We start from the raw sequence: 14960 nt of genomic DNA on the forward strand, positions 1-14960 counted from the left end.
CGGCTACAACCCGAGCAGGACGTCGAACTGGCTGATCGACAGCACCAGGATCGCGCCGAGCAGCACCGTGCCGAGCGCGGGCGCCACCCGCTGCGACCACCAGTGCTCCCGCGGTCGCTTCACGAAGAAGACGGTGATCGCCAGCGAGGTGACCGTCAGCAGCAGGATCACGCCGAGCGACCCCACGTTGGTCAACCAGGTGAACAGCGTGGTGATCGGGTCCATCCCGGTGAGCGCGAACCCGCCGACCACGAGCAGCGCCAGGCCGCTCTGGGTCAGCGAGCCGACGTGGGGCGAGCCGTGGCGCGGGTGCGTCCCACCCAACGCGCGCGGCAGGGTTCCCTTGCGCCCCATGGCGAGGAAGTACCGCGCCACCACGTTGTGGAAGGACAGCAGGGCGGCGAACAGGCTCGTCACGTAGAAGATCCGGGTCAGGTCGACGAACCACGTGCCGACGCTGAGGTCGGCCAGCACGAAGAACAGCTCCGGCCCGTGCTCCGCCGAGGCACCGATCAGGCCGTCCACCCCGGTGCCCGCCGCGAACGCCCACGCGGTGACGGCGTAGCCGACGCCGATGAACGCGACGGAGATGTAGGTCGCCCGTGCGACGGTGCGCCTCGGGTCGCGGCACTCCTCTCCGTAGATCGCCGCCGACTCGAAGCCGACGAAGCTGCCCATCATGAAGCACAGCGCCGCGCCCGCCGCACCGGTCGCCACCGCGGCCGGGCTCAGCACCTGGGCCGACTCGATCGCGCCACCGCCGAGTTCGGCCACGTCGAAGACGATCACCGCGACCGTCTCCACGACCAGCAGCACCGCGAGCACCCGGGCGTTGAGGTCCACCCGCAGGTAGCCGAGCACCGCGACGAGCGCCATCGCCACCAGGGCGCACCCCCACCACGGCACCGTCCAGCCGAGCTGCGCGGCGAGCAGTCCGGACGCCGCGACCCCGAACAGGCCGTAGAGGCTGACCTGCATCGAGTTGTAGGCGATCAGCGCCACCGTCGCCGCGCCCGTGCCCGCGCGAGCGCCGAGCCCTTCGGCGACGTAGGCGGAGAACGCGCCCGCGTCGACGATGTGCCTGCTCATCGCCGCGTACCCGGCCGAGAACACCGCGAGCACGGCCGCCAGCACCAGGTAGAGCACGGGCAGGCCGAGCACCGCGGTGGCCGCGTACACCTGCGGGACGCCGCCCGCCGCCACGGTGAGCGGGGCGGACGCGGCCACCACGAAGAACACCAGGTCCGCGATGCCGAGCGGACGCCGGTTCGCCTTGTTTTCCTTGCCGGATAAGGGAACCGGAGCACTCACGGGTTCGGCCCGGTGGCCACGGGCCGCTCCGGGTCGGTGCACCAGTGCGACCAGGAGCCCGCGTACAGCGCCGCCGGGCGCTCCTGGCTGGTCAGCCGCGCGACCTCCAGTGCGAGCACCACCGAGGAGGCCGTCACGCCCGAGCCGCAGTACGCGCCCACCGGCTCACCCGGCCGCACGCCCAGCTCGGAGAACCGCTGCGCGAGCTGGCTGGTGGACAGCCACCGGCCGTCCTCGCCCAGGTGCCGGGAGAACGGCGCGTTGCGGGCGCCCGGCACGTGCCCGGCCGCGGGGTCGATGGGCTCGACCTCGCCCCGGTAGCGCTCCGGCGCCCGGGCGTCGAGCAGCGTCCCGGCCGTGGCCAGCTTCGCCGCCTGCTCCGCGTCGAGCACCGGCATGGAGCCGGGCTTGACCACGAAGTCACCCGGAACGGGGACGGTCACCTCGGTGGTGACCGGCCGCTCCTCCGCCGTCCAGGCCGCGAACCCGCCGTCGAGCACCGCGGCACGCCGGTGCCCAGCCCACCGCAGCAGCCACCACGCGCGCGCGGCCACCGAACCGTCACCGGCGTCGTAGGCCACCACGTCGCGGTCTGCGGTGACGCCCGCCGCGCGCAGCACGGTCTGGAGCGCTTCGGGCTCCGGCAGGGGATGCCGTCCACCCGCGCCCGGTTCCGCGGCCAGTTCACGGTCGAGGTCGACGAAGACCGCGCCGGGCAGGTGACCCCGGTCGTAGTCTTCGCGTCCCGGCGGGCCGACGAGGCGCCAGCGGACATCCAGGACGACGGGGCCGGGCTCGGCGGCGTACGCCTCGGCGAGCTGGGCAGCTGTGATCAAGGGCGACACGCGCCCATACTGCACGCTCACCTCGGGTGGGCGCAGCAGCCGCCCACGTTCGATGTCGGCCACTAGGACTAACATCGACGGTGACGAAGGGGAGCGGTGTGAACGACCTCATCGACACGACGGAGATGTACCTCCGCACCATCTACGAACTCGAAGAGGAGGGCGTGGTCCCACTGCGCGCCCGAATCGCCGAACGGCTGGAGCAGAGCGGCCCCACGGTGAGCCAGACGGTCGCCAGGATGGAGCGCGACGGCCTGCTCGTGGTGGCCGGGGACCGGCACCTGGAGCTGACCGAGTCCGGCCGCGCCCGCGCCATCTCGGTGATGCGCAAGCACCGGCTCGCCGAGCGCCTGCTGGTCGACGTCATCGGCCTGGAGTGGGAGCACGTGCACGCCGAGGCGTGCCGCTGGGAGCACGTGATGAGCGAGGCGGTCGAGCGCAAGCTCGTCAAGCTGCTCGGCAACCCCACGACCTCCCCGTACGGCAACCCGATCCCCGGCCTGGACAAGCTCGGGGTCGGCGAGCCCGCCCCGCCCGTGGAGCGCGACCTGCGCAGGCTCAACGACGTGGCCAAGCAGGGCGGCGGCCGGGTGGAGATCTGCCGGATCGCCGAGCACGTGCAGCCGGACCCGGACCTGATGGCCGAGCTGAAGAACGCGGGCGTGGTCCCGGGCAAGGACGTCGAAGTGATCGCCGCGGGCGCGAACAAGCAGCTCACGGTGCGCGGGGAGCACGGCACGGCCGAACTGACCATGGACATCGCCCACGCGGTGCTGGTCCGCGTCCGGTGAGTCAGGCGCACCGCGCGGCCAGGGCCTTCCTGGCGCAGTACGGCCGCGCGCCGCTGGGCGTGTGGTCGGCTCCCGGCAGGGTGAACCTGATCGGCGAGCACACCGACTACAACGACGGTTTCGTGCTGCCGTTCGCCCTGCCGCACCGGATCGCGGTCGCCGCGGCGCCGCGCGCGGACGGCATGCTCGCGGTCACCACGATCTCCGACAACGGCAGGGCGCAGCGCGCCGAACCCGTCGCGGTCGCGGACCTGGAACCCGGCACGGTGACCGGCTGGCCCGCCTACCCCAGCGGAGTGGCGTGGGCACTGCGCCGCCAGGGCTATGACATCACCGCCGCAGGCAGGGACATCGCCGCCGCGGGCAGGGAGATCGCCGCGGGCGGGGCCGACCTGGTCATCGCGGGTGACGTGCCCGCGGGTGCCGGGTTGTCCTCCTCGCACGCGTTGGAGTGCGCGGTGGCGCTGGCGCTGCTCGGCCTCCTCGGGCACGAGCTGGACGCCGGGGGCGCGCCCTCGCGGCAGGAGATCGCGAGGTGGGTGCAGCACTCGGAGAACGACTTCGTGGGCGCGCCGACCGGCCTGCTGGACCAGACGGCGTCGCTGTGCTGCACCAAGGGCAACGTGCTGTTCCTCGACGTGCGCTCCGGCGAGTCGGAGCAGGTGCCCTTCGACGCCGCGGCCGAGGACCTGGCCGTGCTGGTGATCGACACCCGGGCGAACCACTCGCTGGCCGATTCCGCTTACGGCGAGCGGCGCAGCGGGTGCGAGCGCGCCGCGGAACTGCTGGGCGTGCCCGCGCTGCGCGATGTGTCGGTCGACGACCTGCCCTCGGCGCTGGAGCGGCTGCCCGGCGAGCTCGGTCCCCTGGCGCGGCACGTGGTCACGGAGAACGCCAGGGTGCTGGAGACCGTCGCCCTGTTGCGGGCGGGCAAGATGGCGCAGATCGGCCCGCTGCTCACCGCCTCGCACGAGAGCCTGCGCGATGACTACCGGGTCTCCTGCGCGGAGCTGGACGTCGCGGTCGACGCGGCGCTGGCCGGTGGGGCCCTCGGCGCGCGGATGGTCGGCGGCGGTTTCGGTGGTTCGGCCATCGCGCTGACCTCCACCGCGCTCCTCGACGACGTGCGCAGGACGGTGTTCGCGGCCTACGCCGAGCACGCGTTCACCCCGCCTCGGCTGTTCGTCGCGGTGCCCGCCGCGGGCGCCGGCCGGGACGAGGCCGCCGAGGATCGCGAGACAGACCAGAACGAACACCACGCATGACCCAGTGAGGAAGGTAGGAACCAGGTGAAGCTGCTCGTCACGGGCGGGGCCGGCTACGTCGGCAGCGTGAACGCGGCCCGGCTGCTGGAGGCCGGGCACGAGGTGGTCGTGCTCGACGACCTGTCGACGGGGCACGCGGACGCGGTCCCGCACGGCGCGCGCTTCGTCGAGGGCGACGCGGGTGACGCGGGCTCGCTGCTGGCCGAGGGCTTCGACGGGGTGCTGCACTTCGCGGCCAAGTCCCTGGTCGGGGAGTCCATGGAGAACCCGTCCAAGTACTGGCACGGCAACGTGATGACCGCGCTGAACCTGCTGGACGCCATGCGGGACAACGGAACCCCGCGCCTGGTGTTCTCCTCCACCGCCGCCACCTACGGCGAGCCGGAGGAGGTGCCGATCAAGGAGACCGCGCCGACCCGGCCCACCAACACCTACGGCGCCTCGAAGCTGGCGATCGACTTCGCGATCACCTCCTACGCGGCCGCGCACGGCCTGGCCGCGGTGAGCCTGCGCTACTTCAACGTGGCGGGCGCCTACATGAACTACGGCGAGCGGCACGCCGTCGAGACCCACCTGATCCCGATCGTGCTCCAGGTCGCGCTCGGGCAGCGCGAGCAGGTCCAGATGTACGGCGAGGACTGGCCGACCGAGGACGGCACCTGCGTCCGCGACTACGTGCACGTGGTCGACCTCGCCGACGCGCACATGCTGGCGCTGCAGCACGCCGAGCCGGGCAGGCACCGGATCTACAACCTGGGCAGCGGCAGCGGGTTCTCGGTCAAGCAGGTCATCGACACCTGCCGCCAGGTCACCGGGCACCCGATCCCGGCGGTCGTGGCCCCGCGCCGCGCCGGGGACCCCGCCGTGCTGGTCGCCTCCAGCGAGCTGGCGCAGGACGAGCTGGGCTGGAAGCCGCAGCGCACCGACATCGCCAGCATCGTCGGCGACGCGTGGGAGTTCGCCAGCAAGAACGGCTGAGCCGCGGTCGTGGCCCGCCGGTCGTGGCGACTGCCCGCGACCGGCGGTCACGCCGACCCCATCAGTTCGCTGTGCTCCGCGGCCCCGTCCAGCGCGAGTATGGCCAGTTCGTCCGGCGGCATCCCGTGGTCCAGCGCCGTGCGCAGCAGCCGCCCGAGGCGGTGTGAACCGTCCGCCGCCTCCACCACCTCCAGCGCCATGCCGGCCAGCGAGCCGTCGCCCCGGAGATAGCTGGCGTAGGCCAGCAGCACCGCCGGTTCCGCCCGCTCCGGACCGGGCACCGCCCTGGTCAGCGCCAGCCACACGCGTTCGGCCTCATCGGCCAGGTCGCCGAGCACCGTTGCCAGGCACGCGTCCCGGACTCGCCGATCGGCGAGGGCCATCGCCAGTCGTGCCACGTCCTCGTCGGAGAGCCGGAGCGGTTGTTCCGCGGCGGCGGTGATGGTCGCGTGCAGCAGCCGCAGCGCCTCCGCCGGGCCGTCGAAGCCCGGCGGTGTGACGCCTCCGGAGTTGTCCAGCAGCGCGTCGATGAGCGCGGTGCGCCGCTCGAGCGCGTCCGGCGGGTCGGGGTCGAGCACCGCCCGCATCTCCGCGCGGCTGGCGAAGGTGACGTTGCCCGCGAGTGCCGTCGCGGCGGCGATCGGGTTGTCCGCTGGATCGGGCAGGAGGCCGCAGCAGTCCGCCTCGTCGTAGCACCGCCAAGCGGCTCCGTCCACAATGGACTCCGCCCAGACCGCGTGCCGGATCGGGACGCCAGCGCTCCCGAACGCCTCGTCCAGTTCGGCGATCAGTCCGGCGTGCGGCAGCTCCGCGGGCCACGGTCGCGGTTCCGCCGGGCACAGCACCACCGCGATCACCTCGGTGGCGCGGTGCCCGAGCACGGGTGCGAGCAGTTGTGCCGCAACGGCTTGCCGGTCCTGCTCCGCGGGCAGGTCGACCCGCAGTGCCAGGCCGACGCGGACGCTGTCGTCCCGCTCGGCGAGGCAGATCAGGACCAGGGAGTCGGTGGGGTGGAAGCCGATGAGGTGCGGGACGGCGGCGACCAGGTCGGCGACGTCGCGGAGCCGGCTCACCCCGTCCGGGGTCGTGGTGGAAGGCATGGCTCCACTGTCACCGCCACCCCGACCGCCCGGAGCCCTGCCGAGCGAATCTGTGGACAACGGGTACCGATGTGGACAACTCCACGCACGTGGTCGGCCGCCGTTCCGTTTCGTACTCATAGCGGGAAATGGAGCGCTCCCAAACCCCGACATGAGTACGAAACGGGGAAACGGTGGCACAAGGACACGATCGGGTAGAGCTAGGTGATCTCGATCTGCGTGGTCGTCCTGGCGCCGTTCACCGCGACGCCGAGGTCGACCTTGCCGGGCCCGAGCGCGGTGAGCGTGCCGGTGGCCGGGTCGAACGCGGCGCTGTGCGCGGATGTGACGCCCTGGGCCGGGCCGATGTGCAGGTTGGCCGACCCGAACCAGTCCGCGCTGACCGGGTAGGCCACGGAGATCCTGCGCTGGCCCTGCAGGACGGTCGCGCCCGCCGGTGCAGTGGCTCCGGCCGCGAGCCGGGGCGGGGCGGTCAGCTCCAGCCGGTCCACGTGCGCCCTGATCTCCGACCGCACGGGGTCCCGCTGGTCCGCGGGGTCGATGCGGACCATCGTCCAGCCCGTGAAGCCGCCGTCGCCGGGGGGCGCGGCGGGCGCCTTGCCGGAGTTTCCGTTGATGAGGAACGGAACGCCGTCTGTGCGGCCCGCGTGGAACAGCCCCGCGTGCGCTGCGAGCGACACCGCTGCCTTCCCGCTGCGTGCGCGGAAGTCGGCCAGCCACTTCGACAGCAGCGGCCCTTCCAAGGGGTCGGTCAGCTCCGACGAGCCACCGGGCAGCGGATCGTCGACGGGGTGGTGCATCGACACGAGCACGCCACGCACGGACGGATCGGTCGCGGCGGAGTCCAGTGCCTGGCGTAGCAGCTTGATCTGATCGAAGCCGCCCGCGCGCAAGGTGCCGAGCGACGAGTCGAGCAGCACCATCCGCACGCCGCCCTGGTCGACGACGCGGAAGGTGTCACCGAAGGCTTTGCGGAACTCCTCGGTGGTGCCGGGGCCGTAGGTCTCGTGGTTGCCGGGGAGGTAGTACCAGGGCACGCCCTTGCCGACGAGCTCTTCGTCGATCACCTTGCGCGCCAACGCGAAGTCGGCCGCGGTGCCCCTGTCGACCAGGTCGCCGTTGATAAGCAGGACGTCGGGTTTGGCCGCCAGCGCCTCGCGGAAGGTCCGCCGCGCCTGTGCCACCAGAGGTCCTTCGGGGTTGTCGGCCGTGAACTGCGCGTCGCTGACCACCGCGACCCGTAGCGCGCCTGGCTTCCCCGGGAGGTCCCCGTCAGTCACCACGACACGGTCCTTGCGCGAGGCATCGGCGGGCACGGAGATCTGCGGCGCCACGGATGCGGTCAGATCGTCCAACAGGAGTCGGCCTTCGTACTGCCTACTGCCATCGGTCTCCACCACGTAGAGCCGTTGCACGCGCAGTTCGCCTGTAAGCGCCGCAGGCACCTCGGTGTCGAGGTAGCGCCACCCAGTCCAGTCAATCTTCTTGGAGAGGTCGAGGATGGTCGCGGTACCCGTGCTGTCGAGCAGGCTCAACCGCAGCCAAGTCCCCTTGCCGTCACCGTTTACCCACGCGCCCACGCGCTGGGTGCCGGCAGGTAAAGCGATGGGCGTGCGCGCGTTCACGTAGGCGGCCCTGGTCACTGTGGCACCCGTGAGCCGGTAGTCCAAGGCGACCGCGTTTCCGGTCCTGCCCGCCACAGTGGACAGTGATGCACCCACAACCGCAGGGAAGACCGTGGCGTTCCACGGGCCTACAGAGTCCATAGTGGACACACCGGCGTCCTTGGTGCCGATCGTGACGCCGAAGTGCGTGGCGAGGCCGCCCACCTTCACGGTGATCACAGTCCCACCAGTCGGCGCCGCGGCGGACACCGCGAACCCGTCGCCGTCCGGCGTGACGTGCACGACGCGCTGGTCGTAGCTGAGCTGCACATCGCGCGGTTCCACCCACGTGGTGAAGCCCTCCGCGTCCTGGCCCAGCACCCGGAAGCGCCCGTTCGCACCGATGCCGGACAGCGCGACGCGCTCGGTGTCGGTGTCCACGCGCACGGGCTCGCCGAGCACAGTCATGCCCAGCTCACCGCTGGCACGGCCCGAAGACGCAGTCAGCTTCACAGTGCCCGACTTGCCCGCGCGGAACGTGCTCAGCCCCGAAGACGCCTCCAGTTTCCCGGCGTTGGACGGGCTGACCTTCCACCGCGGCGAAGCGTTCACGGGCCCGCCGATCTCGTCGTGGCCCCACGCGCCCACAGTGCGGCTGAGCCCGGCGAGCACGCGGTTCGACTGGTCGCCCAGGGTTCCCGGCTCCACGCGGAAGCCGGTGAGGCGCCCGCTGCCGCTGGAACTGGTCAGGCCGAGCCCGTTGGGCACGATGCGCTGCCCACCGTCCGAAGGCGAGTTGTGCACCGACACAGCGCTATGGCCGGGCAGGCGCGCTACAAGCGTCGACGAGCCCCCACCGTCGAGGTTGAGCGCGTCGTCGGCGCCCAGGGACTTCATGTACTCGCCAAGTTCGCGGTAGGTCATGCCGCGACTGGCGGTCTGCCTGCCGTCAATCGTGACTAGCCACATCTTGCGGCCATCAGCGGAGAAGCCGACCGCAGTGCGGGGGTGGATCGCGGTGTCGGTCTGCGGCAGCACTACGCCGTCGCGCAGCAGCGGCAGATTGCCACCGATGGCCACCTTCAACGGGTCGCCCTGGTGTCGCGGTTGGTAGCGCACATCGACGCGGTCACCGACGCGCAGTGCTTCAAGTGCCCGAGCTCCAGCGTCGATTCCCAGCAACACCACCGTGTTCCCGGCAATCGGACCCGAGCCTGTAGTGGTGCGAAGCACGCTCACGACACCGTCGCGAACCTCGACCTCGCGGATCTGGTTAGCCCCCACAGCGGACCAGGAGCGCGGCTGTGTGCCCCACAGCGATGTGTAGATGCCTACGCCGTTCTTGGCCACGTCCGGCGAGTTGAAGTTGGTGGCAGTAATCGAGGAGCCGTTCGGCAGGGTCGCGCTGGCCTGGAGGAAGACCTCAAGCATGCGGCCGACACCGCTGCCGTTGATGCCGACACCGTGGTTCCAACCGCTGGCGGGCGCGTGCCGTAGGACGCCGTTGTCGATGCCGACGCCTCGCGGAGCGCCGGTCTCGTTGATGTCGAAGAAGTCGCCGTTGACGCCCGCGATGGCACCCGTGCGCGCTGCCTGCTCGGTGAGGACGGTGCGCGCCGCCACTGGGCCAGGGCTGAGGTACTGGGCCTTGAGGCTCGGCTGTGACAGGTCGGCGGTGAGCACGTCGCCCTGGATCCAGCCGGTCGGGCGGAGGCTGCGGAACTCGCTCAGCGCCAGACCGGGCGCGATGGGCCGGTCGGCCCTGCTGACCACGAGGTCCTGCTCGGTGGCCGCGGTGCGCGCGGCGGGGCTCTGCGGGAGCAGTTGGACCGGTCCGTCCACCGAGGACGAACCGGGGCGGCCCTCGACCGGCTCCGGCCCGAGCGCGGCGGGCGGGGCTGCGACGCCCACCCCGGTACCGCCCAGTGTCAGGCCGAGCACGGCGAGGACCGCGGAGACGACAGCGGTGCCGCGGGTGCGCACAACGTCCTCCAGCGACTAGGTGAATAACTCACCGGAAGCACACTGTATGCAGGTGAACCTTGACTATCCACCAGAGGAAGGACGGCTTGCCGCTGGACGGCCGAAAGGCCCCCTTCCGTGGTGGGAGGAGGGCCTTTCGCGAGGTGGTTCAGCGGCCGAACGCCGCCAGGAACGCCTGCTTGCCGCCGAGGGCGGGCAGGACGAGCCGGGTCTGGTTCAGCGTCACCGCGAGGCCCGCGCCGGGCTTCGGCCGCAGCGTGTAGTCGTAGTCGCTGGAGAGCAGGACCAGCCCGAGCTTGTTGCCCGCGGGCAGGACGTAGTCCATCGGCTGCATCTCGACGCTGAGCGAGTACTGCTCGCCCGGCTTCACCGGCTCCGTGCGGTCGGGCCGCGAACGGTTCTGCGGATCGGTCCACCCGCGCGTGATCACCTTCGTGGTGCCGTTGGGGGCGCGGTCGACCAGCACCGCGGTCACGTTCGCCGCGGGGCGGTCGAAGGCGACCTTCAGCTCCGCTTTCACGGTGCCGCTGATGCGCACTGCTTCCTTCGCGGCGGGCGTCGCGTACGACAGCCGGTTGCCAGAGCTGGGCAAGGAGATCAGCTGGTCGGCCTTCTTGCTGGCGTCGTCGGCCAGCTTCTCCACCACGGCGCTGCCGGGAACCGGTGCGGTGGCTTCAAGGCGACCGGTGGACGCACCACCGGGCCACGGGTAGACCGAGACGTCGCTGCTGCCGGGAACGGGCCATTCGGCTTCGTTGACCCAAGTGCCGTTCTCACGCTGAATGGTCGCGCGCGGCTCCGCCTCGACGTTGTTCTGCTGACCGAACAGGTAGCGGGTGTACCAACGGTTGAGCGTCTTCAACCACTCGTCACGGCGCAGGCCCAACGGGTCCGTGTGGCCGGACTGGTGCCACCAGATCTTGTGCGGCACCTTGTTGGCCTTCAACGTGTCGTACCACTGCGCGGCGTGCTTGGTCTTGACGTTCCAGTCCTTCAGCCCGTGCACGACCAGAGTCGCCGCGCGCACCTTGTTGGCGTCGTTGAGGTAGTTGCGCTCATCCCAGAACGGGCTGTAGTCGCCCGTGACGCGGTCCTGCTGGCGCACGATCTCGTCGATCACCGGCTTGCAGATCTCGCGGTCGGAACGGCTGTAGACGTACTCGGCGAGCACGTCCGCGTCCTCGCCCTGGTAACCGCCGGGAGCGACGACCGCACCGTCAGCGCGGTAGTAGTCGTACCAACTGGAGATCGCCGCGATGGGCACGATCGCCTCAAGGCCCTTCACACCGGTGGAAGCCACCGCGTTCGGCAGGGTGCCGTTGTAGGACACGCCCATCATCGCTGTCTTGCCAGTGGTCCATGAAGCCACAGAAGGCTTGTTCGCCGTGTCGCGTGCCGTAGTGCGACCGTTGAGCCAATCCACCACCGAACGCGCACCGACGGTCTCGTTGCGGCCACCGGTCGTCGGGCAGCCCGTGGACTCACCGGTACCGAGCGATTCCGCGTAGACAACGGCGTAACCGCGCTCCAGGAGGTACTTCTCGTAGCTCGACGGGCGAATCACGCCGGGGTTCGGGCCGGAGGTGCCGAGCGCGGCCGCGATGCGCGGGTCCTGGTTCGGGTCAGTGCCCGGACTGTCGCGCCGATCATTCCTGCGCGGCCCGTCCGGCACGTGCAGCTCGACGTCCACGTTGTGGTTCGGCACGTTGTTCCCGCCCGCGTAGTACGGGCTCGGGAGGTAGACCACGGGCACCTTGAGGCCCTCGGTGGTCGCGCGCTGGCGCACTACGTCCGCGCGCACCTCGTCATCCTTGCCGTCCCGGTCGCTGTCGATCGGAACCCGGATGAACACCTTCTCTCGCACGACATCCGCCGGGTTGTAGACCGGCTGCGCCTCACCGTCGACGAACACCGGCTGCTGCGGCGGCGCGGCGGCCAGCGCGTGCGCACCGGTCAGCGGCAACACCACCATCGCGGCCAGCAGGACTGTTCGTGCACGCCTCATCGGCTTCTCCCCTAGAGATTGGGTACTTGCGCACCTTCGCGGCGGGAGACCACGAGGTCAATACTCCAAATGTCCTTCTGAATCCACAGGGCACCGTGAAACACTGATGACGTGAACGAGTTCCTGGCGGGCCTGGTCGCCCATCCGCTGTACGGAGCCGATCACGCGCGGACCGACCTCGCGTGGTGATACGGGCCTGATCGCCCGAACCCACCCATCCTTTTCCTGGAAGGTCTGTTTCCGCATGTCCAACGACATCGCGGCGTTCGTCGCCGCGCTCCCCAAGACCGAACTGCACGTCCACCTCGTCGGCGCCGCCTCCGTGCCGACTGTTCTGGAACTCGCGCGGCGGCACCCCGACGGCGGCGTGCCGACCGATGAAGCGTTGTTGAAGGACTTCTACGTCTTCCGGGACTTCGCGCACTTCCTGGACGTGATCCTCGCGGTGAGCGCGCTGGTGCGCACCGGCGAGGACATCGTGACCCTGGTGACCGGTCTCGCCCGCGACCTCGCGCTGAGCACGGTCCGCTACGCCGAGGTCACCGTGACGCCGCACCTGCACCTGCTGGCCGGGATCGAGCCGGACGAGCTGGCCGAGGCGCTGGAGACCGGCCGCAAACGGGCGTTCGACGAGCACGGCGTGCTGCTGGCCTGGATCTTCGACATCCCCGGCGAGAAGGGTCGCGCCGCCGGGGCCACCACCGTGCGGTGGGCGCTCCGGCACCGTCCACAAGGGACAGTGGCGTTCGGGCTCGGCGGACCGGAGATCGGCGTGGGGCGGGCGCAGTTCGCCTCGATGTTCACCCTCGCCAGGGAGGCGGGGCTGCACAGCGTGCCGCACGCCGGGGAGACCACGGGCCCGGCGACGATCTGGTCCGCCGTGCACGACCTGGGCGCGGAGCGGATCGGCCACGGCATCTCGTCGATCCACGACCCGCGCCTGGTGGAGTACCTGGCGGAGCGGCGGATCGCGCTGGAGGTGTGCCCCACGTCGAACCTGCGCACCCGCGCGGTGCGGGCCATCGGCGAGCACCCGCTGCCGAGGCTGGTCCAGGCCGGAGTGGTCGTCACGCTGAACACCGACGACCCCGGCATGTTCGACACCGACCTCAACCGCGAATACCTGTTGTGCCACACCGAGTTCGGCTTCGGCAGGAACGATCTCGCGGAGCTGGCCCGCAACGGTGTGCGCGCCTCGTTCTGCGGCGAGGACGTGCGGAGGCGACTCCTCGCGGAGATCGACGCGGTGGTCTGACGCGCTGGTCTGACTCGCTGGCGGAGCCCGGTCGCCGAGCGCGACCGGGCTCACGGCGTCAGCGGCGGGGACGGCGGCAGACGTAGGTGATGGCGGGCGGGAGGTTCGCCCAGACCACGCGGGTCAGCAGGACCTCGTCGAAGGTGGCTTCGAGGAGACGGCGGAACCGGCGGGCGTTGTCCATGCCCAGCGCGTGCACGTACGCGAACGTGGTGAACACGCCGTGCGGGTGCAGCGTCTCCGCGACGTGGCCGAGGATCTCGCGCTGGCCCTGCTCGCCGATCAGCGCCCACGGCAGGCCGCTGACCACCGAGTCGACCGCGTCGACGCCGCGGTCGGCGAGGAGTTTGCCCAGCTCGGTGGCGTTGGCGTTGAGGACCTCCATGTGCGGGTAGTTCTCCCGCAGGTGCCCGGCCAGCTCCTCGTCCAGCTCCACCGCCAGGTAGCGGCCGCGCGTGCCGAGGCGGGCCGAGATGCCGTCGCTGACCGCACCGCTGCCCGCGCCCAGCTCGACGACGACCGGGTCGCCGGAGCCGGGGATGACCGAGGCCAGCCGGGCGGCCAGCGCGGGGGAACTGGGCCACACGCCACCGATCAGACTGGGGCGGCGCAGGACGGCCTGGAAGAACACGCGGGACGCGTTGCGAGAGCTCGACACCCCTCCTAGCCTGCCCTGTCGCCCCTGAGAGATGCCAACCACCCTCCTTTAAGGAGCGCTGACCAGCATGTCTTCGATGATCTTCGCGATGGCGGACTTCTCGGTCGCGAGCTTCAAGTAGGCGTGGTCACGGGTCGCCGGGCAGACCCACTCGTTCGCCCCACCGGCACCGATGCGGTTCGAGCCACCGCGCACCTCGGTGAAGTGCTTCGCGCCGCGCACCGCGTAGTACATCGGCAGCACGTCCCACAGCTCACCGTCGACGCCAGCGCCGAAACCGATGCGGAAGGTCTCCGCTAGTGGGGTCGCTCCAGTGATCCGCTTGCCGAAGGACACCGAGAGCTCTCCGCCGCTGAACACCACAGGAGTCGGCCAGTCGTGCACTACGCGCGCGGTCGCCGCCGGGTCGAGCGCGAAGTTGAATTCCGGCTCGGTGGTGCTGCGCGGGTACTGGCCGCCCATCACGATCAGCCGGGAAACCTTCCTGCGCACCAGATCCGCGTCAGTGTTCAACAGGTTGCGCAGGTTCGTCGTGGCGCCCAAGGAGACCACTACGACACTGCGGTCCTTTTGTGTGGCAAGCAGCTTGCGGTAGAGCGCGGTCGCTTCGGGTGCCGCGCTACCGCCTTGTAAGTCATGCGGGAACTTCTTCGCGAGCTGTGGCGCGTAGTTATGCGCGAACTCCTCGCACGTGGAGTTGTCCGTCGGCTTGAGAACACCGATCGGGATGTTCGGGTGCTTGTAGTGCGTGTTGACCACATCCACCGCAGCCGCGCCCGCATCGCCCCGCGTGTCGACCATGACGCCGAGCAGCTTCGCCTCGCCCTTGCTGTGCATGAGGTTGGCCATCGCGAGCGCGGGAACGTCGTCCACCGCGGCACAGATGTCCGTGTCGATGATCAGGGGCACCGGGGCGGGGTGGGCGGCCGGGACGACGAGCGTCGCGGCCACCGCCACCGCGCTGAGGATGGTGAGCACGCGCAGAGACTAAGCGCGGCCGACAACGATCACCAGGTTCGCCGGTCTTCAAGTACCCCACACCCCCCTCTCAGCGGTCGCTAACTGCTACTAACCCCGGGGTTAGTGGCGGTTAGCGACGGTTTCAGGTGGGGTTCGGTGTACTTGAAGACGTCCCAACCACTGGGCGGAGCAGGTTCGTGGACTG

Annotated in this window: 11 protein-coding genes; 4 read left to right on the top strand and 7 right to left on the bottom strand. The window is 70.7% G+C overall.

Annotated features, from left to right (window positions below):
* Positions 1 to 3: 3 nt before the first annotated feature.
* The gene (locus NLX83_RS20495) at positions 4 to 1311 is read right to left on the bottom strand and encodes an APC family permease (RefSeq protein ID WP_254236690.1); all 1308 of its coding nucleotides are present in this window, start codon (positions 1309 to 1311) and stop codon (positions 4 to 6) included.
* Entirely contained in the window at positions 1308 to 2156 is an 849-nt protein-coding gene (locus NLX83_RS20500) for a sulfurtransferase (protein WP_254236691.1), read from the bottom strand. Before NLX83_RS20500 ends, NLX83_RS20495 begins: the two co-directional genes overlap by 4 nt.
* 98 nt (positions 2157 to 2254) lie before the next feature.
* On the opposite strand from NLX83_RS20500, the gene NLX83_RS20505 reads away from it, so the two are divergent.
* From NLX83_RS20505 to galE, 3 genes are read left to right on the top strand one after another with little or no spacing between them, the layout of a single operon-like run.
* Entirely contained in the window at positions 2255 to 2947 is a 693-nt protein-coding gene (locus NLX83_RS20505; protein WP_254236692.1) for a metal-dependent transcriptional regulator, read from the top strand.
* Positions 2944 to 4212, top strand: coding sequence for a galactokinase (gene galK / locus NLX83_RS20510; protein WP_254236693.1), 1269 nt, complete (start codon positions 2944 to 2946; stop codon positions 4210 to 4212). The genes NLX83_RS20505 and galK overlap by 4 nt, the downstream gene beginning before the upstream one ends.
* A gap of 24 nt (positions 4213 to 4236) precedes the next feature.
* Positions 4237 to 5190, top strand: a complete 954-nt coding sequence (gene galE, locus NLX83_RS20515) for a UDP-glucose 4-epimerase GalE (RefSeq protein ID WP_254236694.1) — start codon at positions 4237 to 4239, stop codon at positions 5188 to 5190.
* Between the two features lie 47 nt (positions 5191 to 5237).
* Here the strand turns inward: galE and NLX83_RS20520 are convergent, their stop codons facing one another.
* From NLX83_RS20520 to NLX83_RS20530, 3 genes are all read right to left on the bottom strand, one after another.
* Positions 5238 to 6290 carry a DUF4192 domain-containing protein gene (locus tag NLX83_RS20520; RefSeq protein WP_254236695.1) on the bottom strand — a complete coding sequence of 351 codons (1053 nt, stop codon included), beginning with the start codon at positions 6288 to 6290 and terminating at the stop codon, positions 5238 to 5240.
* Positions 6291 to 6490: 200 nt separating this feature from the next.
* Complete coding sequence (locus tag NLX83_RS20525; protein ID WP_254236696.1) at positions 6491 to 9877, bottom strand: phosphodiester glycosidase family protein; 3387 nt, start codon at positions 9875 to 9877, stop codon at positions 6491 to 6493.
* A 148-nt stretch (positions 9878 to 10025) separates the two neighbouring features.
* A complete protein-coding gene (locus NLX83_RS20530) occupies positions 10026 to 11882 on the bottom strand; it encodes a Xaa-Pro dipeptidyl-peptidase (protein WP_254236697.1) in 1857 nt (618 codons plus the stop codon).
* A gap of 244 nt (positions 11883 to 12126) precedes the next feature.
* Between NLX83_RS20530 and add the strand changes: the two genes are divergently transcribed.
* Complete coding sequence (add, locus tag NLX83_RS20535; RefSeq protein ID WP_254236698.1) at positions 12127 to 13137, top strand: adenosine deaminase; 1011 nt, start codon at positions 12127 to 12129, stop codon at positions 13135 to 13137.
* Positions 13138 to 13195: 58 nt separating this feature from the next.
* Here add and NLX83_RS20540 read toward each other — a convergent pair whose 3' ends face one another.
* Both NLX83_RS20540 and NLX83_RS20545 read right to left on the bottom strand, forming a co-directional pair.
* Complete coding sequence (locus NLX83_RS20540) at positions 13196 to 13795, bottom strand: class I SAM-dependent methyltransferase (protein WP_254236699.1); 600 nt, start codon at positions 13793 to 13795, stop codon at positions 13196 to 13198.
* Between the two features lie 48 nt (positions 13796 to 13843).
* Positions 13844 to 14773, bottom strand: coding sequence for a nucleoside hydrolase (locus tag NLX83_RS20545; protein ID WP_254236700.1), 930 nt, complete (start codon positions 14771 to 14773; stop codon positions 13844 to 13846).
* Positions 14774 to 14960 lie beyond the last annotated feature (187 nt).

Origin of the sequence: Allokutzneria sp. A3M-2-11 16 (genome assembly GCF_024213555.1) — a bacterium.
In the GTDB taxonomy this organism is placed as follows: Bacteria; Actinomycetota; Actinomycetes; order Mycobacteriales; family Pseudonocardiaceae; genus Allokutzneria.